20 protein-coding genes and 1 pseudogene are annotated in these 20,039 nt (G+C 36.6%); 4 read left to right on the top strand and 17 right to left on the bottom strand.

The window, feature by feature from the left end; genetic code table 11:
- Position 1 precedes the first annotated feature (1 nt).
- The 4 genes from AOC36_RS04225 to AOC36_RS04210 all read right to left on the bottom strand — a co-directional run bounded on the left by AOC36_RS04225 (position 2) and on the right by AOC36_RS04210 (position 5,518).
- Positions 2-676 (bottom strand): N-acetylmannosamine-6-phosphate 2-epimerase, encoded by a 675-nt coding sequence (locus AOC36_RS04225; RefSeq protein WP_067631745.1) that lies wholly within the window; start codon positions 674-676, stop codon positions 2-4.
- Positions 677-684: 8 nt separating this feature from the next.
- Positions 685-1,509 carry a BglG family transcription antiterminator gene (locus AOC36_RS04220; protein ID WP_067631743.1) on the bottom strand — a complete coding sequence of 275 codons (825 nt, stop codon included), beginning with the start codon at positions 1,507-1,509 and terminating at the stop codon, positions 685-687.
- A 273-nt stretch (positions 1,510-1,782) separates the two neighbouring features.
- Entirely contained in the window at positions 1,783-3,411 is a 1,629-nt protein-coding gene (locus AOC36_RS04215) for a hypothetical protein (protein ID WP_067631741.1), read from the bottom strand.
- A gap of 10 nt (positions 3,412-3,421) precedes the next feature.
- The gene (locus AOC36_RS04210; RefSeq protein WP_067631739.1) at positions 3,422-5,518 is read right to left on the bottom strand and encodes a dockerin type I domain-containing protein; all 2,097 of its coding nucleotides are present in this window, start codon (positions 5,516-5,518) and stop codon (positions 3,422-3,424) included.
- 170 nt (positions 5,519-5,688) lie between these two features.
- Here AOC36_RS04210 and trhA point away from each other — a divergent pair, with 170 nt between their 5' ends.
- On the top strand, positions 5,689-6,348 hold the full coding sequence (gene trhA / locus AOC36_RS04205; RefSeq protein WP_099091535.1) for a PAQR family membrane homeostasis protein TrhA: 660 nt from the start codon (positions 5,689-5,691) through the stop codon (positions 6,346-6,348).
- On the opposite strand, the gene AOC36_RS04200 is transcribed toward trhA, so the two are convergent.
- The 10 genes from AOC36_RS04200 to rpsB form a co-directional block, all read right to left on the bottom strand.
- Positions 6,338-6,559, bottom strand: coding sequence for a hypothetical protein (locus AOC36_RS04200; RefSeq protein WP_067631737.1), 222 nt, complete (start codon positions 6,557-6,559; stop codon positions 6,338-6,340). The two genes, trhA and AOC36_RS04200, sit on opposite strands and share 11 nt — an antisense overlap.
- A complete protein-coding gene (gene relB, locus AOC36_RS04195) occupies positions 6,556-6,792 on the bottom strand; it encodes a type II toxin-antitoxin system RelB family antitoxin (RefSeq protein WP_067631735.1) in 237 nt (78 codons plus the stop codon). Before relB ends, AOC36_RS04200 begins: the two co-directional genes overlap by 4 nt.
- 482 nt (positions 6,793-7,274) lie before the next feature.
- Positions 7,275-7,721 carry a GyrI-like domain-containing protein gene (locus AOC36_RS04190; protein ID WP_067631733.1) on the bottom strand — a complete coding sequence of 149 codons (447 nt, stop codon included), beginning with the start codon at positions 7,719-7,721 and terminating at the stop codon, positions 7,275-7,277.
- 61 nt (positions 7,722-7,782) lie between these two features.
- The gene (locus tag AOC36_RS04185) at positions 7,783-8,856 is read right to left on the bottom strand and encodes a M50 family metallopeptidase (protein WP_067631730.1); all 1,074 of its coding nucleotides are present in this window, start codon (positions 8,854-8,856) and stop codon (positions 7,783-7,785) included.
- 9 nt (positions 8,857-8,865) lie between these two features.
- Positions 8,866-9,639 carry a phosphatidate cytidylyltransferase gene (locus AOC36_RS04180; RefSeq protein WP_067631728.1) on the bottom strand — a complete coding sequence of 258 codons (774 nt, stop codon included), beginning with the start codon at positions 9,637-9,639 and terminating at the stop codon, positions 8,866-8,868.
- Positions 9,636-10,319: a polyprenyl diphosphate synthase gene (uppS, locus tag AOC36_RS04175; RefSeq protein ID WP_198401207.1), complete on the bottom strand. Its 684-nt coding sequence runs from the start codon at positions 10,317-10,319 to the stop codon at positions 9,636-9,638. Before uppS ends, AOC36_RS04180 begins: the two co-directional genes overlap by 4 nt.
- A gap of 6 nt (positions 10,320-10,325) precedes the next feature.
- Positions 10,326-10,874 carry a ribosome recycling factor gene (gene frr / locus AOC36_RS04170; protein ID WP_067631726.1) on the bottom strand — a complete coding sequence of 183 codons (549 nt, stop codon included), beginning with the start codon at positions 10,872-10,874 and terminating at the stop codon, positions 10,326-10,328.
- Positions 10,875-10,878: 4 nt separating this feature from the next.
- The gene (pyrH, locus tag AOC36_RS04165) at positions 10,879-11,589 is read right to left on the bottom strand and encodes a UMP kinase (protein ID WP_067631724.1); all 711 of its coding nucleotides are present in this window, start codon (positions 11,587-11,589) and stop codon (positions 10,879-10,881) included.
- 50 nt (positions 11,590-11,639) lie between these two features.
- Complete coding sequence (gene tsf, locus AOC36_RS04160; protein ID WP_067631722.1) at positions 11,640-12,527, bottom strand: translation elongation factor Ts; 888 nt, start codon at positions 12,525-12,527, stop codon at positions 11,640-11,642.
- 3 nt (positions 12,528-12,530) lie between these two features.
- Positions 12,531-13,478, bottom strand: a complete 948-nt coding sequence (gene rpsB, locus AOC36_RS04155; protein ID WP_067631719.1) for a 30S ribosomal protein S2 — start codon at positions 13,476-13,478, stop codon at positions 12,531-12,533.
- Positions 13,479-14,407: 929 nt separating this feature from the next.
- On the opposite strand from rpsB, the gene AOC36_RS04150 reads away from it, so the two are divergent.
- Both AOC36_RS04150 and AOC36_RS12340 read left to right on the top strand, forming a co-directional pair.
- On the top strand, positions 14,408-15,373 hold the full coding sequence (locus AOC36_RS04150) for a Gfo/Idh/MocA family protein (RefSeq protein WP_067631718.1): 966 nt from the start codon (positions 14,408-14,410) through the stop codon (positions 15,371-15,373).
- Between the two features lie 111 nt (positions 15,374-15,484).
- On the top strand, positions 15,485-15,625 hold the full coding sequence (locus AOC36_RS12340; RefSeq protein WP_198401206.1) for a hypothetical protein: 141 nt from the start codon (positions 15,485-15,487) through the stop codon (positions 15,623-15,625).
- Positions 15,626-15,798: 173 nt separating this feature from the next.
- On the opposite strand, the gene AOC36_RS12335 is transcribed toward AOC36_RS12340, so the two are convergent.
- Positions 15,799-15,999, bottom strand: a complete 201-nt coding sequence (locus tag AOC36_RS12335) for a hypothetical protein (protein ID WP_067631716.1) — start codon at positions 15,997-15,999, stop codon at positions 15,799-15,801.
- 969 nt (positions 16,000-16,968) lie between these two features.
- Positions 16,969-17,532 carry a hypothetical protein gene (locus tag AOC36_RS04135; RefSeq protein ID WP_067631712.1) on the bottom strand — a complete coding sequence of 188 codons (564 nt, stop codon included), beginning with the start codon at positions 17,530-17,532 and terminating at the stop codon, positions 16,969-16,971.
- Positions 17,533-17,820: 288 nt separating this feature from the next.
- On the opposite strand from AOC36_RS04135, the pseudogene AOC36_RS12455 reads away from it, so the two are divergent.
- Positions 17,821-18,084 (top strand): annotated as a pseudogene (locus tag AOC36_RS12455) (IS66 family transposase); the annotation flags it as partial.
- A 214-nt stretch (positions 18,085-18,298) separates the two neighbouring features.
- Here AOC36_RS12455 and aspS read toward each other — a convergent pair.
- Entirely contained in the window at positions 18,299-20,038 is a 1,740-nt protein-coding gene (gene aspS / locus AOC36_RS04125) for an aspartate--tRNA ligase (protein ID WP_067631708.1), read from the bottom strand.
- Position 20,039 lies beyond the last annotated feature (1 nt).

Below are 20,039 nucleotides of genomic sequence, written 5' to 3'. Positions count from 1 at the left end.
ATTATTCTCCTTGTTTAAGTTCCTTTATAAATCGTGCAGCAATTTCTTGAGGCCGTGTAATTGCACCGCCCACAACTGCACTATGCACACCCAAGTCCATCACAGCTTTAAGCTGTTTTGGCTCGTGTATTTTCCCCTCTGCAATAACAGGAATCGTAACATTTTGAAGAATTTGTTGAATAAGTTGGATATTAGGACCTTCAACATTGGTGGAATAAGGTGTATATCCAGCAAGGGTTGTCGACACACAATCAAAGCCCATTTTCTCAGCAGCAATTGCTTCATCAAGGGTTGATATGTCGGCCATTGATTCAATGTTTGCTTTTTTAATCAGTGCGAGTAAGTCCTCAGTGAGTTCCCCATTAGGCCGCACACGCTTAGTAGCATCCAGTGCAATCATGTCACACCCTGCATCAATAAGTGCTTGTACTTCTTTTTGAGTTGCTGTGATGTACACCTCAGAATCCGGATAGTCCTTTTTAATAATTCCAATTACAGGTAATCCTGTAACCCGTTTAATCTCAAGGATATCTTCAACACCTTGAGCACGAATGCCACATGCTCCTGCATTTTTAGCAGCAATTGCCATTCTCCCCATAATCATCGCACTGTGAAGCGGTTCATTTTCCAATGCTTGACACGATACGACAAGTTTTCCTTTAATTTCGTTTAACATACTTCCTCCTAATATTGCAGATTATAAATGTGTAATGCAATATAACCAATTTCTGATTCAGGTAATTTGACTTGGAAACGCGATTCGATTTCTTGACTTAAGATCATTGACAAATGATAGATTTCAAAATATTTCTCACGAATGACATCGCTCAATGGATTATCAATCGTTTTGTTTTGTTCAGTTCTCTTGAGCGCAAACTTTAAATGCGTAATGAGTCGTGTTCGCGCAATTGAATCCGAAGGAATTTCCAATGGAAGGTTATTCTGGATGTATCCCAATGAAAAACTAATGATTTGTGCATATAAAGCAGAAGTCGATACTTTTTCTTTATTCAATGCAGCATGAAGGTGCAATATAATGGATCCAATCTCTGTATTTGGTAAGCGAACATCAAGTGCTTCATTAATCATCAAAACCATCTCTGAAGCAATGTCATAGAGATCTTGATACATCAGATAATATTCTTCCGTAAAGAAACTTCCAACTTCAATATTATTCTTAAGTCGATACAGGGCGAAATTGATATGATCTAAAAGCGAAATATGAATGCCACCATCAAAACTCTGATTTAGCTTCACCTCCGCATACCCCAGGGCTTTTTCAGTCACAAGCAATACAGAATCATCAGTATTTAAAACGATCATTTCATAATCTGTCAATTTACTTCGATCATGAATAACGTAATAACTCGAAATGTTTGCTTCCAAAATCACATCATCTGTTTTCTTTTGAAATCCAATACCTTTTCCTATAAGGATATACTCATTATCCCCATCCGACCCCAGTATTATATTATGTGTCAATACCTTTCGAATCTTAAATTCCTTCATCGCTCTCCCCTTCTTTGTTAACGTTTGCCTAAAAGTTTAATAAAAAAACAACTATCCTCCTTTTCGTAGACAAAAACTTTTTAGACAAAAGCTAATGCCTATACGAAGTATAGTTGCACGCACTTAAATTTTAAGACTAAAGCAAAAAATTGTCAAGTTATACAAAAAAAACCGATACCTATCGATAGTATCAATACAATAATGTATTTTATCTCAACAAACTAGACATCAATGAAAAAAAGGGTCTAGTACTTAGACTAAACCCGATTGTTATTAAAATGAGTTATGTTTTTGAATTAAATCTTTAACTTTACGACGTTCAAGGATGAAGTATGCAAGGAATGCTACAGATACAACACCTGCAACTCCAGTTGCAACATAAGCCCATGTACGGTGGAAGTTATCAACAATATCGAATGATGCAAATGCTGCCATCGAAGTGTTGCTAACTTGATCAATATACTTGAACCCTTCATTACCATTTGAATCCATTCCATACGCAAGGAATCCAACTACAGGATCAGTATTTTCTCCTGAAGTATCTGTATTGGCTTCTGCTTCTGGGGTTTGCTCTGGAGAATCACTAACTTCATCTGAATCAGTCTCAGCAGTAGGTGAACCTATTTCAGTTTGACCACCTGTAGCTTCAATTTTAATATTTTCAGTCTTCCAAGCACCTACAGTAGTATTAAATACTAATGTTGGATCAATTGCTTGTAATGATTCAGAAACTTCAAAAGTATGCGGTGCATAACTTTGATTTTGGTGTTTCTCATTTTGAACTTCTTCTGGTGCTTCCCATAGGAATGATACAGTATGTGAAGCTTCGGAGAATACAGGAACTACTTCACGAACTACTTGATTGTTTTCATCTAACAATAACCAGAACGCTCTGTTTGATGTGTCTTTTGTCAATTGAACCCTTACACTGTCATTTGTATAATAGAAAGACTCATTACCATTGGCATCAGTGTAAACTTCACGCTTAAATGAGAACTCTTTTAGGAATGCATCTGCCTCATCACGGTCAACAATTTTAGTATCAACACCATCAACTTGTTGAGTCGTAGTGGCAGTTACAGGACGTGTTACCTTAACTTTAATTTCTTGTGCAACTTCATCCTGAACTGCACTTAGGATAACAGTTTTCTCAAACTCAATTTCACCAAATTCAACTAAATCAGATCCTGTCACAGTTACATTATCAGCAATCTTAGTTAAATTAAGCTTGATAGAAGAAACATTTTTTGGCCCTTCAAATTCATAACTAAAGATATCCTTTTCAGTTGTTTTAGTGCCATATACTTGTTCAGAATTATCAGGATTAACAAAGTCAATTTTGGAAATCAATGGAATCTGTTTTCTACGAGCTAGTTCTTGTGCAGCTAATTCCTGAGCTGTTGGCTTATTAGCTTCTTTTTCTTTCTCAATATCGTTATTGGTATTAGAGTTGCCTCCACTACTGTTGCTGTTGTTATTAGCATTGTTATTAGTATTGTTATTGTTTGAATCTGTCTTAGGTTTTTCAGTAACTGTAAAAGTAAACGTCTGGTTAATAACAGGTTCATCGTCTGCGGATCCAGTACCTAACCCAAATCCTGATACTGAAATCGTACCAGTACCAACGCTTTTCGCTGTAACTTTTATTGTATATGAATTTCCAGCACCAGGAATTGTAAGAATTTTTGATGTGTCACTACTTACAGCACCAGAAGCACTTACATTTGCATCTAAAGAACCCTGCTTATCAGAAATTGATATTGTTATAGTAGCTGTTTCTCCTACATACAAGCTTTTTTTTGAAACATTATATCCAATTGTTGATAAGGCAAAAATCTGCAACGGATTTAATGCAATAACCATTGCGCAAAAACAAGTTATTACTCTAATAAATTTTTTCATGTTATCTCCTTTATTGAATTGTTACTGTTCCTATGATATGGCGATATACTGCCATCATATCTCTTGAATCAATCTTCCCATCACCATTTATGTCAGCTTTGTAAAAATCATTTGCTGAAATTGTGACAGTTCCAATGATATGGCGATAAATAGCCATCATATCTCTTGAATCAATCTTACTATCGCCATTTAAATCACCTTTCATTCCTGTTGGAACCTCAATAGGAGATTCTGTTTGTTTTACAAAGTCAGGAGAAACGTAGCCTCTTAATCCATTATACTCAACCTTAACCCATCCATTTGAAGCTATTCCAACACTTTTAACAATTGCATTGTCAGGAATGGTAGTCATTATTCGTGAGTTTGTTGTCCAAGAAGATCTCATATTTAGGCTAGTTCCATCACCAGTTGATATCATGTAATTAACTTCGCTTGACTTGAGTGTAATTCTTGTTTGAGGAACTGAAGTACCATAATTGGTCACTTTTGGAAGCTTGGTAATCCTATTTGAAGAAATATACCCAAAGACTGAAGTAAGATCAACTTCAACATCTTTATCCACCACTGAACCATTTTCTGTTGGCATTGAGAGGTTAGTTTTAATAAATCCATTTTCTTCAGAAAGAATAGTAAATGTTTGATTAATTCTATTAGTTTTAGTAGAATACCAATTTGCAGCTGAATTAGAAGAGGATTTTTTTACATCCACAGGCTTATTATCTGTAATTACACCTAATTGATAAGCATCGTAATCTTTAAATCCAGAGCGATAATCGATAAAGTACGCAATTGAAGCGATTTTATATCCGTAGTATGGGTCAGAAGCATATGCCGGTGTCACACCCGATCCTTTATTACCATAGGAATTTCCGTAATATCTCCAATCATTGATTGAGAAATACCCTCTAAATAGAGTGCCCATGAATGAGGATAATGCTGTATCTAATCCCGCAAAGGTTGTTGCTAAGTTAGGGTTCGAATCTACAGCATTCCATCCAAATAGATTTAATCGCTCTCTTGCATAGGTAGAAGATCCATAAGTAGATTCTAAACAAGCTTGAGCAAAAACCATCAAAGCATTCATCCCATATTTATTTGCATATTCTATAAACAACTGTTCATTGCCTGCAATTACAGAATATTTAGCATTGTTTTTATCGGAAGAATATCCTAATCTATTAACCAAGTAATTATTTAAATCATCTGCAGTAATATTTGACATTGAGCGAACTGGCAACCATACATAATAAGCATAAAATGATGCTCCATTATTTACTGGCTGTTTTAGTTCAATATCATAATAATAATTAATTCCATTTGCAGAATAATATGTTCCAGGAGGAAGCCAACTTGGAGCAATTGCAAAAGTTGTGGAAGCTCCTGTTGTACTAGAGCTCTTATGTGAGGTCGTTACAACAACAGAAAGATCGTTAGTTTTAGCTGAAGCATCATACACAACTTTATAATGAGTGAGACTAACAATCTTCTTATATGGTTGTTCTGCATCTGATCCATTCTTTGCATAATAGTCTTCATTTCCACCTAACATTATTTCCTTCTTTGTTTCATAGTAAAACAATGGAACAATATCAATTTGATCGAGGTCTACAAATCCACGAGCACCATTTACTTCTACTTCAGCAACAAGTTTACCATTCACCAAAACAGTTTGGTAATAAAATAATTCGTAATGTGCTGGAACATAAGTGTATCTGCTTTTTAGCTGATTATCATAATAAATACCAAGTGTTTTTGCACCATCTGTCCCTAAAATTGTACTCTTTCTGTAAGGATACGCTTGAGCTCGAGCACGAAAAGCAGAAACAATTTTTGTGTCAGACCGGCTTGTTGTCGATCTTACAACAATATTTTTGTTGTCTTGTGAATTAGCATAATCATTCATTTTTTTCTGAGCGTCGTTAAAGTTATTAGTACTAAAGTTATCTACTGTAGATGAAAAACTACCATCTGGCTCAATTCTGTGAACCGTGTAAACAGGCGTACTTCTATCAGAAATGGTATCTTCAGATAACACATTTGTAATTATACCGCTAGATATTAGCATCCCTACTAAAAGAACGGTTATCAGTTTCTGTTTTTTTCTCACAAGGTTCCTCCCTTATTTGTTAATTTATAAAACAACTAATTTATCATATCATAATTTCAATAATTATTCGGTTATTTTCTTTCTTTATAGCGCATAAAGATTATCGCACACCAGATGACTTGTTTTATATTCTCGTACATTCTATAATTAAATAGATCAGGAGGTATTTTATGACATCTGACGTATCAATGAAAAATAACGTTCGGTTAAGTTTAGGGGAAGAAATTGGTAATTCAGTCACACATGGTGTTATGTCTGGTTTACTCCTGCTATTTCTTCCTTATGCAAGTGTGAGAGGATATATGAATGGAGGACTGATATTATCTATCGGTTATTCCGTCTTTATAATCTCTTTGTTCTTAATGTTTCTTGCATCAACGCTGTATCACGCAATGGCTTATGATACAAAACACAAATATGTATTTAGGATCTTAGACCATATTGGAATCTACCTTGCAATTGCTGGTACGTATACTCCAGTGTGCCTCTATACGATAGGTGGAACCTTGGGTTATACGATTCTATTCCTTCAATGGCTCATGGTCCTTGTAGGAATATTATATAAATCAATAGCACAGAAATCAATTCCTAAAGTTTCTGTAACAATTTACTTAGTAATGGGTTGGACCGCTGTAGTCTTACTACCACAGATGATCCGTACTGGAAATTGGGTATTTATGACCTTAATTGCCTTAGGTGGGATCCTCTATAGCATCGGTACCTACTTCTATATGCAAAAGGATAAGCCTTATTTCCATATGATTTGGCATATATTTATTAATCTTGCTGCCATCTCTCATTTCATCGCAATTATATTCTTTATTCAGTAATCACTCGGTACACCACCGTATGATTTGTGAATACATCATAAATAAAGCGAAATTTTCCGCTATAAAACACACATCCACTGTGTGTTTTTTTCTGCACTATTTTGTGTCCTTTAAGATAGTTTTTTTCAAAATAATCTAACATCATGCGTCCTAAGTTAGGTTCTATATTTTTTAAGTCTTCAAGGACTTCGTCTGAATATTCAAATGTCATTTTTGTAACCCCAACGCTTCTCTAAGTTCAATTGAGTTGTAACTTTTGTGTTCTGTTTGATAGCGTTCTTTTGCTTCTGCATATTCTAGCTCAGTGATTTCATTGAACACTTGTTTCAACGCTGCATCACGTAAGAACTCTGAAACACTAATTCCCTTAAGATCTGCAAAGTTACGAATCAATTCACTGTCTTTCTTACTGAGTCTAAGCGAAACTGATACTCCTGTCTTCATAATTCACCCCTTATGTAACTCAAACTATATCACATATTTGTATGACATTTCAATACAATTGTATTACATTGTAGTTCAGAAGCACTTCTATTTTTTCTTTCGTGGGAAAGTTATTTGTAATATTAGTATCAAAAATGATTATGTTTTATAAGATTCATTCTGTGAAATATTATGTGTTTTTGTATATTTATCGCAGTGTAGTCACCAAATTTATCGTTTCAACATGAATAAGTAGTGAAGCGAGAAAGTCTGTCCTTTTATGTCGTTTTGATAAAAACAATAATATTCCTAAGAAAATGGCCATTTCATTTTTGATCGATACCTAAAGAAAAGTCAGAAGGATTCTCTCATCTTCTGACTTTTTAAATTTAGATATTCCATGAGAGCCCAGTGATGAACCATCTCATGACAATCCTATCAATAAATCATTAAATATGTTTACTAACTTTAGAGTAAGTAAAAGACAGCCGAAGCTGTCTTTGTTAGTCATCTGCAGGTTTTACTGGGCAGTCACAGATATATTCACTGCCATCATGAACTACCATACGGAGGCCTCCGTCTGCAACGTAGTCATGGTCATGCATCCATTCTGCTAAAGCAATATGAATGTCTTCAAAATTGTTTGTTGTGACGCGAAGTATTGCTTCTTGTTTTGGAAGTTCGATAAATTTAACCGATTCGGTATCATCACCTTTATCCTTCACACGCGTGAATATTTCAACATCCACAACTTCAAGTCGTTCATCAGAATCGTATTGAACTAAGAAGCTATATTCTTCTTCTGAAACATCTATACCTTTGCGGTTTAGTTCTTTCTTTAGTGCATATAATGCACGATTCGCTACGTCTTTTGAATAATCCGGAATCGACACTCTAGTCGACGCCGCGACTAAGGGATCGATTTCAAGTTTTTCAATCTTGTAATTCATCTCCTCAACTCCTTTGCTTAATTATAACATATTTTTTGTTTTATGTTTAATTAGGCAACCATTACAAGCGCTTGATGTCCATGAAGACAAAAAACACCATAATTGCAAGCATAATTGCAAACCCTGCAATCATCACTGCATTTTCAACCTTTTTAGGGAGTGGTTTACGCACAATCATTTCCACTGTAATAATTAATGCACGTCCACCATCTAATACTGGTATTGGAATCAAATTCATAATTGCTAATGAGACAGACAGCGAAGCAATCAATTCCCAGAAGAACAGCATTCCATATTGTTGTACTTTTGCGGTTTGCTGGTAGATTGCAATTGGACCCCCTACATTGTTTAATCCAATTCCTTGAACTAACCATCCTAACACCTTAACAAGCGTTCCAATCATGGAACCTATAAATGCAAAAGTGTATTGGATTGTTTCAAAAAAGGATACATGAATGAGTTGACCCGATTCAAAATAAACACCCATCTTGTATGTTTCAGATTCTGCATCAAATTGTGGTGTCATTGTGAGTTGCACTTCTTGTCCATCACGTAATACTGTTATATTAACAGTTTCACCTTGGAATGAAGTAATTCCTAATACGACATCATTTGCAGTTGAAGGTCTTACAACATTTCCATTACGGAATTCAAGGCGAATAATTTCATCATTGGCCATCATTCCAGCTTCACTTGCTGCACTTTCAGCAACAACTTCTTGAATGATTGGACGGGGTGTGTCTACGATCCCATAAATTGAGAAGATTCCTAAATACACAACAAATGCAAGTACAAGGTTCATAAAGATCCCTGCAAGCATTACGATAAGACGTTTCCAACGGGCAATACCATTGATTGTTCGTTCTAAGGGAACATCTTCCATCCCTGATTCACCAGGCTCACCAGCCATTGCAACATATCCGCCAATAGGTAATGCGCGAATACTATACTTTGTTTCTGAGCGTTTGCTTTGCTTCGAGTATATGAGCGGACCCATACCGATTGCAAATTCTCGGCAATATACGCCAAATTTCTTTGCAGCAATCAAATGTCCGAGTTCATGGATTGTTACAATAATGCTGAGTACGGCGGCAAAAACAAGAATGTTAATTAAATTTTCAAATATTACATTCATAAAAACCTCCTATAAGATGATTGATAATACCACTGTAAATACAATGAAGCTAAATGCAATACTATCAATACGATCTAAGATACCACCATGACCTGGTAGTATATTTCCATAATCTTTAATATTGTAGAAACGTTTGACTAAGCTAAATGCTAAATCACCGATTTGTCCTACAAACGGAACGAGTAATGAGATTGTTAGAATTACTTCAAATGGCAAAATACCGCGGTTTACAACATAAACCATTCCAAAGAGTAATGAAACTGTGATTGAACCAATTACACCAATAATTGCACCTTCAACAGTTTTTTTAGGAGATACCCTTTCAATAAGTTTTGTTTTACCAAAGAATGTTCCCCCAAAGTATGCAAATATATCTGTTGAATATGTTGCAAGTACAACATAAAGCAATACAAATAAATCATACGAGAATACGAGTACTAATGACGAGAGCGTCAACGCTAATATTGTACCCATCATAAATACAAATGCCATATCTTGCACACTAAACCATTCATTAAATACTGAGATAGCAAGCAAGAGGATAAGAGCAATTGATAAAACAGCAATGAAATAGTCTGTTGGTAAAAATGCACCCGAAAGTATATACGCCCATAAAATCAGTAAGATTGACGGTTTCCATTCTGTTTTTTTAATTTTATAGATCTCATATCCGGCAATCACACCGACGATTGCGACAAAGACCATAAATCCGGTCTGTCCAGATATCAATACAAGTGCTAAAACTCCCACTAGAATTATCGATGTAATTATTCTTTCTTTCATTGATTCAATCCTCCAAAACGCCTTTCTCTACTTCCAAAATTGCTCAGGCATTCTAAAAAGCGATCTGCCGTAAATTGCGGCCAAGCGTCGTCAACGAACATTAATTCTGCATAAGCAAGTTGCCATAATAAATAGTTCGATAAACGGGTGTCTCCACCAGTTCGAATGAGCAAGTCTACCTCAGGTAAACCAAATGTGTCTAAAGCATCATTCAGTGATTCTTCAGTGACCGGTTCATCATTATTCACTAACTTGTTTACAGCACGTACAATCTCATCACGAGAACCATAATTCAATGCAAAGTTAAGAATAAGTTTATTGTTATTTTTTGTTTTTTCTACTGCGTCAAGCATGACGTTTCGTGTTTTCTCAGGAATTTTTGATAAATCCCCGATTACGTGAATCGAAATGCCCTTTTCCATCAGTTCATCTAAAAACTTGTTGAAGAATATTGCTGGCAATTTCATGAGATATTCAATTTCTTTTTGTGGCCGCTTCCAGTTCTCTGTACTAAAAGCATAAAGTGTTAGAGCCTCTACCCCAACACTTAAAGCAGCCAATGCAATTTCACGCACATTCTCACTCCCATAATAGTGTCCAAATGTACGATCTTTATTTTGCTTTGTCGCCCATCGTCCATTTCCATCCATGATGATAGCGACATGCTTAGGACCATTCATGATCAATTAAACCGTCATGATTTCCTTGGTTTTAGCTTTACTGATTTCTTCAATCTTATTTACGAATTCATCAGTTAATTTTTGAACATCTTCCAGCATTTTCTTTTCTTGATCTTCAGTTAAAGTATCATCGTCTTTTGCAAGATCGTTCAAATCACGACGGATATTACGTACAGCAATTTTTGATTCTTCAGCAAATTTGCTTACGTCTTTTGCTACTTCACGACGTGTTTCTTCAGTTAACTTTGGAACATTGATACGAAGGAGTGTTCCATCATTTTGTACTGGTAAATTTGGATGTGCTTCACTGATTGCGCGTTCAGCATCCTTAAGTGATGAAGGATCGAATAATTTCACAACAAGTTGTGTCCCTTCACTTACTGATATTTGCCCGATTTGGTCAAGTGGTGTTGGGCTACCATAGTAGTTTACCATTACACCATGCAATAGGCTTGCATTTGCACGTCCTGAACGTAAGGTACCTAAACGTTGTTCAAAGTTCGCAATGGCACCTTCCATTGATTTACGGCCTTCATTTAATAGTGCATTACTCATATTATTATCCTCCTAAAGAGACGATGGTTCCAATCGTTTCGCCTCGTGTTACTTTTATTATATTATCTTTTTCGTTCATATTAAAGACAATTAAATCAATATCGTTCTCCATACACATTGATGTTGCGGTAGAATCCATCACTTTCAATTGTTCTTGTAATACTTGCATATAGGATAAACTATCATACTTTACTGCAGAAAAGTCTATATTTGGGTCAGCGTTATACACACCATCAACCCCATTTTTAGCCATCAAGATAACATCTGCTTTAATTTCTGATGCACGAAGCGCAGCAGTAGTATCGGTTGAGAAGAATGCAGAACCAATTCCAGCACCAAATACAACAACACGACCTTTTTCTAAATGACGAATTGCGCGACGTGGAATATAGGGTTCGGCCACCTTTACCATGTCAATCGCAGTTTGAACTCGTGTTTCAACACCTACTTTTTCAAGTGCTCCTTGAATCGCCAATGAATTGATGACTGTTCCTAACATCCCCATGTTATCAACTTGCATCCGATCAATCCCAAGTTCTTCAGCCATTTTCCCACGTATAAAATTGCCTCCACCGACAACAATTGCTACCTCGACGCCGTCATCGACAATCGTTTTTACCTGTCTTGCTAAATCATCAAGAACTTCATGGTCAAAGATCCCATCAGTGCTTGCTAGGGCTTCCCCGCTTAGTTTTAGTAATACGCGTTTATACATAACGATCTTCCTTTCAAAAAAAGGACACAAAAATGTGTCCTATAAGTGTTTTAGATTTGTGCAGCTTTTGCTACTTCTTCCGCGAAGTTTTCTTCACGTTTTTCAATACCTTCACCAACAGCGAAACGTACGAAAGTTACGACACTAGCATTTGCAGCCTTAAGGATTTGTGACACTTTTGAGCTTCCATCCTTAAAGAAGATTTGATCAAGAAGTGATATATCTTGAAGTGATTTACTAATACGTCCTTCGATGATTCCTGCAATAACCTTTTCAGGTTTTGAAGCCAATGAAGGATCATTATTTACGATTTCGATTTGAATTCCACGTTCATGGTCAATTACATCTTGAGGAACATCTTCACGAGATGTATATTGAGGATTCATTGAAGCAACTTGCATTGCCATATCCTTCGCTAATTCAGCATCGCCGCCTTTAACAACAACTAATGCAGAAATCTTACCACCCATGTGAACGTATGAACCAAATTGTTCATCGTCTTGTTTTTCAACTACTGTGAAACGACGTAATGTAATCTTTTCACCGATTGTTGCAGTAGCATCAACAACTGAGTCACCCAATGTTTTTCCATTAACTTCAAGTGCTAAAGCAGCATCTAAGTCCGCAGGATTTTGTTCAACGATTGAATTACCCACTGTTTTAACGAGTTCAAGGAACATTTCGTTTTTTGCAACGAAGTCTGTTTCTGAATTCAATTCAACAACAACTGCACGGTTTCCATCAACAACAACACTTGATAAACCTTCAGCAGCAATACGACCTTGTTTCTTTTGTGCAGAAGCGATTCCTTTTTCACGTAACCAATCTTGAGCAGCTTTTACATCGCCATCTGTTGCTTCTAAAGCTTTCTTGCAATCAAGCATTCCAGCTCCAGTAAGTTCACGTAGTTCTTTTACTAAGCTTGCAGTTACAGCCATGAATTATTCTCCACCTTTCGTTTCTGTTGTACTTTTAGTTTCTTTTACTTCTTTGTTTTCTGATGCTTCACGTGCTGGACGTCTGTTATCATCACGGTCATCACGACGTGGTCCACGTTGTTGACGACGACGATCATCACGACGACGACGTTCTTCTTGACGTTGACGACGACGACGTTCGCTTTCAGCAGCTTGTTGTTCAACGTTGATGATTACATCTTCCATTGAGATATCTTCACCATCTTGATCTTGATAAGCAACAGCTAATACGCCACCCTTAGGTTCAACCATAGCATCCGCCATTAATTGAATGATCACGCGAATTGAACGTACTGCATCATCATTTGCAGGGATTGCATAGTCAACTACATCTGGATCACAGTTTGTATCTACGATACCAAATACAGGGATACCAAGTTTTTGAGCTTCTAATACTGCGTTACGGTCTTCAATTGGATCCACAACAAATACAGCATCTGGAAGTTTCTTCATTTCTTTGATACCACCAAGGAAGTTTTCCAAGCGGTTCTTTTCTTTTAGTAATAGTGCAATTTCTTTCTTTGTATAAACATTGATTGCGCCACTGTTTTCCATCTCTTCGATTTCAATCAAACGACGGATACTCTTTTGGATTGTACGGAAGTTTGTTAATGTACCACCTAACCAACGTTGGTTAACGAAGAATGAACCACTGCGTAGTGCTTCTTCAACAACGATTGTTTGAGCTTGTTTCTTTGTACCAACAATTAACAATTTACCATTGTTTTCCGCAATCTTGCGTAGTGCTGTGTAAGCAACCTCTAAAGCATCAACTGTTTTGTTTAAGTCGATGATGTAAACACGATTTTTAGCCGCATAAATATATGGCTTCATCTTAGGGTTCCAACGGCGTGTTTGGTGTCCGTAATGTACCCCGCTTTCAAGTAACTTCTTCATTGTTACTAATGACATAAAAATTCCTACCTTTCCGTTTCGCCTCCACTACTTCTAACATCGATAACTCTTGTGAGCACGGATCGATGAATCCATAGTGTGTGAACTAGCATTTTAGTGCCGTAGGTATAATATCATACTTAGCACTAATAAACAACCCTAAAACACAATGGACAATAAACTTTGAACCCCTTAGAAGTATCTCTAAATATTACTGCAATCCATTTATTTGATCATGAATAAATGAACTGGTTGTACGAAATAAACGATCCATAAATCAAATCTTTGAGCATATGAGTTGATAGCCCTTTCAAGATTGTTTATGATTAGAGTACAGAAAGGTCGATAAGTGGACACGAAGTTAAGTAATTGCTTTGAGGAGATCTTATGGTAGTGAAGGATACGTGATTTATCGCCTTTCTAAAACTCATGTAACACATAAAGGTGTTGCATCTGAGTCAATCTGCTTTACATTAACAATAAAGCAGATTATAGCAATGGACTCCGTGTGCAATTGTGAAGAAGCATGCGGAGTCTTTTTATATCCATGCATACCTTCTATAGTCGTATCGTTGAACCCCCTTTCAGAGTGTGCTATCATATTTATACAGAGGATAATGACATCGCACAGTATCAATACGTTTGCAAGCGATGTTCCTTCATCAAATGAATTCTAATTCATTTTAGGACTCGATATGCTGATGTAAGTATCGTTATCATCCAGGATAGCGTTGTGCACGTTCATATTCTCAACCTCACATCGGTCTGATAAAAAGGACACGATGAGGGAATCAACCGATATCACTTTTTGATTAAAGTGATAGGATGTTGAACTCCGTATACAATAACCAAGTATACGGAGTTTTTTATGAGAGCTCTTGAGTGCAAAGAATCATATTTTCTAGGGTTCTTTGGTATAATGATAAAAATAAAGGAGAAGCATCCATATGAAGAATATTAAATGGGGCATTATCGGACTTGGCCACATCGCAACAAAATTTGCACATGCAATCAAATGTGTTGATAATGGAGAATTAGTCGCAGTAGCATCGCGCAGTAAAGAAAAATCAGAATTATTTGGATCACAATTTGGGTTGCAACCCGATGCGTGTTATGGAAACTATGAAGACATACTCAATCACCCTGACCTCGATGCACTTTATATCGCATTACCCAACCATCTTCATAAAGAATGGTCAATTAAAGCTTTGAATGCGAAAAAAGCAGTGTTGTGTGAAAAACCAAGCACCTTGAATACCCATGAATTAAAAGAAGTGTTAAATGCCGCTAAGAATAATCGGGCTTTCTACATGGAAGCAATGAAAACACGGTTCTTACCTGCAACAAGGCATGTTAAGCAATTGCTTGCAGATCACGCCATCGGTGACCCTCGTTTAGTTTATGGTGACTTTGGGTTTAAACCACCCTTTGATCCCACAAATCGACTCTTCGATCAATCATTGGGAGGTGGGGCACTATTGGATGTGGGCGTCTATCCCCTTGCCTATACCTTCGATCTCTTTGGAAAAGAGTCTAAAGTGTTTGAAAGCATTCAAACCTTTGGTGAAACAGGCGTCGATCTTGATACTTCTGTCTTAATCAAATCGGTTGATGATGTTCACATTCATCTATTTGCATCGATTGATTGTGATTCTCCAAGAGATTACATTATCGTAGGTCCAAAAGGAACAATTCGTGTTCCACGATTTTCAAATGCAACATCCATCACCTTAACTCAAGGTGATATTGTAACTGAATACCATTATGATCATCTTGTAAATGGTCTTGAATATCAAATCTATGAAGTCAATGAATGCCTCAATAACAACCTCTTGGAATCACCCATTATGTCTTGGGATGATTCGTATCATCTGATGAGTGTTGTCGATGACATTGTGAATACAAAAGAATAACCATTCATTCTTACACCCTATGCTCAATTGAATGTAAGCGTCTAATAGGACACATCTAGAAACACCTCGTTATATCTGGAATAACTAAACCAGAAAATGAGGTGTTTATTAATGATACAATTTGAGAAGATACCAATGGTGTATCTCGTCCATGGTGCTACAGATCTAAGAAAAGGGATCGACGGATATGCATCAATAGCTCAAGACTCTGGTAAATTGAATCCATTCGTGTCCATCATTCAACAGCTCTAATACTCTTGGTATTGCCTTTTCACAACTTCTGTTTGGACGAAACCTATAACTGTACTTTTGAATAGTGCTCTTCGCATATTGTGTCAATATTTGGGCGATTGCTTGTTGGATAACTTTTGTCTACCAATGTTGGTATTCCCAGTTTCCTTACGCTTCCGTTGCCTTTTGGAATTTCAACTCTCAATACTGGTTGTGGTTTGTATTTGCGGTCTCTGATGTTTTTGTTTGATGGACTCACCGTTTTCCTTGAGATACTCAAGGAGTGTGTCCATATCCATACCATCAACACCTCCCACCCCCTTGTTTGCTTTTACCTTTAGGTACGCTTGGTTGAGATTGTTGTTATCCAAGACTCTTTCGAGTAATTCTGACATGCATTGTTCCTTCCTTTTCTATTTTGCTCTCCATTGGTTCATTTTATATTTTATTTTAGTTTTCGTGGAAATACGTTCCCACTATTTCCGATATCAAATATCCACTAGAGACAGCATCTTTATTGTTGCACGATTTACTGTTTAGTCCTTTTTTTATCAAGGCGATACCTACTTTGACTTCGGCTGACTTCTCAGATAAACCGTTTTAAAACCAACCTTAACGATTGCTGATTATAAAGTGCTCGTACTTATTCGTTCGTGAGACCTCATGGGATAAGTCATATATCTTTGTCTTGTTTACTAGCTAGGTTTGCACCTTGAACTTACGTCTATCTTTTGGGCTTTGTTACCTTTGGCTAACTTACCCGTTCAAAAAGCCTTGTACCTAGTTTCTGTCCGTCAAGCCACGATTTCGCGATTGCTTCCTCTCTCCCACACCTCACGATGTAAAACTTGCAAGTCGCTATCGGATTCGCGATAGATACGTTCCTTGGGACTATCACCCAAGATATATGACATGCCCGTCATACTAAAAAAAACAAGAGTACTCAACAGAGAATTCTTGTTTTTGGGGATATAAAACTTTACCTGTGGTTTTGACCCGCAACACAACTACTCGGTGTATATGTAACGAAATCCCTAATTGAATCTTCAAAGAAAAATGGGGTTAGTTCTACACTTGCGATATTATCAAAAAATGTAAAATTTACCACCTAAAATCATAAGGAATAAAGATTATCTGTATTAAAATTAGAATCACAAACAAAACAAATGGTATAGAACTTTTATCCAGAATCCATCTAATTTCATGCCCCTCCTTTTTCTCTTTTAGTTTACCAGATATTAAATTATATAATAGCCAAGCAAAAATAAAAAGATTAAAGAGAATTGGCTTTTGCTGTAGAATTATTGTGTTTATATATCCTAAAAGGAGAATAAAATACGACCATATTGTTCTCATCATGATGACTAATCCAAAATCGTGTATGATCTATTGAAAGTAAACCGATATAGATGAATTGTTCTACTTGAATTTCTATTGATATCAAAAACCATTTGAACTTTTGTAACCCCATTAACTCTTGATTGTGTTCTTTTAACGTTATACCAAAGATTATCCCCGGAAGTATGTTGTTGAAATATTACATTTGCAATAGATGTCGCTCCAGCAAGTGGCACAAACCCTATAGTGGCTACTTCTACAGCTAATGATGATTCAGTATCTGAATTAAAAGAGCCATAACTAACGGAAGTAAAAGGTGAATAATCCCACTTGTCTCCGTATGCTCTTGCAACTGAATATAAGTTAGATGCTGAAGATTCAGAGTTTTTTGAAAATCCGTCTTTAAGAATCAAATTAATTTGATCCATTTCTTCTTGAGTCACAAATAAATTTTCAGTGAAAACAGTTTCAACTACTGTTGAATCATTCTGTTTTTCTTCTTCATAATCTGCTAATGCGTTTGTAATGCTTGTAGTTCCTATCATCAGTGATAAGATTGAAAATGTCACAAGCTTACTTATTTTTTTCATTTTTCCCCCTTCACTCATTAATTGAGATTATGAGAATTATATCAAAAATTTTTATGAAAATGTGACGATCGATGTTTTTTCGATGTTTTTTACCCTTTCTAAGCTTTTTATTTTTATAATCTGCATTTGCACAGTGCGCTTACAAACACTTAAAATATGGACTGTTTATTGGACTTACATATGGTTTGCGCACGATTTTCATCCGAAATTGGTTTAGTTAGGGTGGAAAGAAAGACTAAACAGTCATATTAACCCTCAACTATCGGCATATTGGAATTGTCGGCATAACGAGCAGAACGTGCAATTAAACCATTTGTAATCGGACGGAAGAACTTTTTATTCTCAAAGACGAAAAATGGAGCACAAATGAGTTCAATCTACTATAGCATCGTAGAAACTGCAAAGCTGAACAATCTTGATATTCAATCATACTTTGAATATATTCTTGACGAAATGATACTTATGCCTAAATCAACACGGCATGAATCACTCCAGCGCTTGTTGCCTTACTCAAAGGAACTGCCAAAACAAGTTTATGCAAAGAACAAGTAAATCATAGAAACAACAAACACCTCATACTAATTGGGTTAATTATCCCATACAGCACGAGGTGTTTTCCATATGTATTGTATTAGACGCTTACAATTGAATCAAATTGGACACCCGTTTACTGTAGTAAGCGTGTGTCCCATTTTTTATAAGTGTCATTTGATAAGAAAACACTATGGGGGTTTGATTCACCCATGGCATACCTTTTTTATACAACTTAGTCTTCAATCTCAATATGTAATTCTTTGAGTTGTTTTTCTGTTGCAGGGGCAGGTGCATTGGTTAATGGACACCGAGCCGATGCATTTTTTGGAAAGGCAATAACATCGCGAATTGAATCAGACTCTGTTAATGCCATCGCATAGCGATCTAGCCCAAAGGCAATACCACCATGTGGTGGTGTACCATATTTAAAGGCATCCACAAAGAATCCAAAGCGACTTTCAATATCTTCATTACTAAATCCGATAATATTGAACATTTTCGCTTGAAGGGTTTGATCATAAATACGCATCGAACCGCCTGCAACTTCAAATCCATTGAGTGATAAGTCATAGGCTTGTGCTGTAACTTTAAGTGGATCTGAATCCAAGAGCTCAATGTCTTCACGTTTTGGTGAGGTAAATGGATGGTGACGGGCAATGATTTCCCCTTCTTCACCCAGTTCAAACATTGGGAAGTCTACAATCCATGCATACTTAAATGTATTTTCTGGAATTAAGTCAAAATCTTTTGCCAATTGAAGTCGAAGTGCACCCATTGCAGTACAGGTTTGCTCCCATTCACCGCTTCCAATAAAGAGCACGTCGTTTTCTTGTAAGTTAAGGGTTTGGTAAAGTGCTTTTATTTCAGTTTCTGATAAGAACTTCGCTGCACTTCCAGATAGTGTGTCTTGTTGGGCTTTTAAGACAACCAATCCTTTCATGCCATTTTTCTTGACAAGATCGGTATACTTATCACTCACTTTACGGGTAATTGTATCTGCATGGTTTCCAGAAAGCACAAGTGCACGCAATGCACCGCCCTGTGTTAATGTGTCTTGGAAGACTTTAAATTCACTGTCTTTGAATACACCATTAACATCACTGAGGTGTAATTCAAAACGAAGATCCGGTTTATCACTGCCATAAACATTTAAAGCATCATAGAATGAAATGCGTGGAAACTCTGGTTTTTCATGACCAAGGACATGAACCATAACATCGGATGCAACCTGTTCAATAATTGCCATAAACTCATCTTGACTTAAAAATGATGCTTCGATATCCACTTGGGTAAAGTCGAGTTGACGGTCTGCTCTTAAGTCCTCATCACGGAAGCATCGTGCAATTTGATAATACCGTTCTAAGCCACCAATCATCAGTAATTGTTTGAAGATTTGTGGAGATTGTGCTAAAGCATAGAATTCACCTTTATGAACGCGTGATGGCACTAAGTATTCGCGTGCTCCTTCAGGTGTTGATTTCGTAAGCATGGGTGTTTCGATTTCTAAGAATCCTAAATCCTCTAAGGTACGACGCATTTGTCCGGTAATCTTTGACCGTTTGATCAAACGATCTTGCATAATTGGACGACGAAGGTCAAGATAGCGATATTTAAGTCGTGTATCTTCAAGTGCATCCGTTTCGTCCGCAATAATCATCGGAGTTTGTTGTGCTTCGTTGATGATTTCAAGTCCATCAACTACAATCTCAACATCACCTGTAGGAAGTTTTGGATTCTTATCTTTACGTTCATTCACGATTCCAGAAATACTTAATACATATTCACTGCGAATCTTGTCGACACGTGGAAATTCTTCTTGATTGATAACCAATTGGACTAAACCACTGCGATCGCGCAAATCAATAAAGACAATTGATCCAAAGTTTCTGCGTTTTGATACCCACCCTACAAGTTCGACACGTTGTCCAACATGTTCCATTCTAAGGGTTCCATTATGATGTGTTCGTTTCATG

Source organism: Erysipelothrix larvae (assembly GCF_001545095.1).
GTDB lineage: Bacteria > Bacillota_I > Bacilli_A > Erysipelotrichales > Erysipelotrichaceae > Erysipelothrix > Erysipelothrix larvae.
The sequence above is the reverse complement of the archived record's forward strand: the minus strand, read 5'-3'. Positions and strand labels throughout refer to the sequence as shown.

Coding starts and splice junctions, on each gene's coding strand:
- AOC36_RS04225 (WP_067631745.1), bottom strand. CDS start 676: ATGTTAAACGAAATTAAAGGAAAACTTGTCGTATCGTGTCAAGCATTG.
- uppS (WP_198401207.1), bottom strand. CDS start 10,319: ATGAATGGTCCTAAGCATGTCGCTATCATCATGGATGGAAATGGACGA.
- rpsB (WP_067631719.1), bottom strand. CDS start 13,478: ATGTCATTAGTAACAATGAAGAAGTTACTTGAAAGCGGGGTACATTAC.
- AOC36_RS04215 (WP_067631741.1), bottom strand. CDS start 3,411: ATGAAAAAATTTATTAGAGTAATAACTTGTTTTTGCGCAATGGTTATT.
- AOC36_RS04220 (WP_067631743.1), bottom strand. CDS start 1,509: ATGAAGGAATTTAAGATTCGAAAGGTATTGACACATAATATAATACTG.
- AOC36_RS04135 (WP_067631712.1), bottom strand. CDS start 17,532: ATGAAAAAAATAAGTAAGCTTGTGACATTTTCAATCTTATCACTGATG.
- tsf (WP_067631722.1), bottom strand. CDS start 12,527: ATGGCTGTAACTGCAAGCTTAGTAAAAGAACTACGTGAACTTACTGGA.
- pyrH (WP_067631724.1), bottom strand. CDS start 11,589: ATGTATAAACGCGTATTACTAAAACTAAGCGGGGAAGCCCTAGCAAGC.
- trhA (WP_099091535.1), top strand. CDS start 5,689: ATGACATCTGACGTATCAATGAAAAATAACGTTCGGTTAAGTTTAGGG.
- AOC36_RS04200 (WP_067631737.1), bottom strand. CDS start 6,559: ATGACATTTGAATATTCAGACGAAGTCCTTGAAGACTTAAAAAATATA.
- AOC36_RS04190 (WP_067631733.1), bottom strand. CDS start 7,721: ATGAATTACAAGATTGAAAAACTTGAAATCGATCCCTTAGTCGCGGCG.
- AOC36_RS12335 (WP_067631716.1), bottom strand. CDS start 15,999: ATGTCAGAATTACTCGAAAGAGTCTTGGATAACAACAATCTCAACCAA.
- AOC36_RS04150 (WP_067631718.1), top strand. CDS start 14,408: ATGAAGAATATTAAATGGGGCATTATCGGACTTGGCCACATCGCAACA.
- AOC36_RS04180 (WP_067631728.1), bottom strand. CDS start 9,639: ATGAAAGAAAGAATAATTACATCGATAATTCTAGTGGGAGTTTTAGCA.
- relB (WP_067631735.1), bottom strand. CDS start 6,792: ATGAAGACAGGAGTATCAGTTTCGCTTAGACTCAGTAAGAAAGACAGT.
- frr (WP_067631726.1), bottom strand. CDS start 10,874: ATGAGTAATGCACTATTAAATGAAGGCCGTAAATCAATGGAAGGTGCC.
- AOC36_RS04185 (WP_067631730.1), bottom strand. CDS start 8,856: ATGAATGTAATATTTGAAAATTTAATTAACATTCTTGTTTTTGCCGCC.
- AOC36_RS12340 (WP_198401206.1), top strand. CDS start 15,485: ATGATACAATTTGAGAAGATACCAATGGTGTATCTCGTCCATGGTGCT.
- aspS (WP_067631708.1), bottom strand. CDS start 20,038: ATGAAACGAACACATCATAATGGAACCCTTAGAATGGAACATGTTGGA.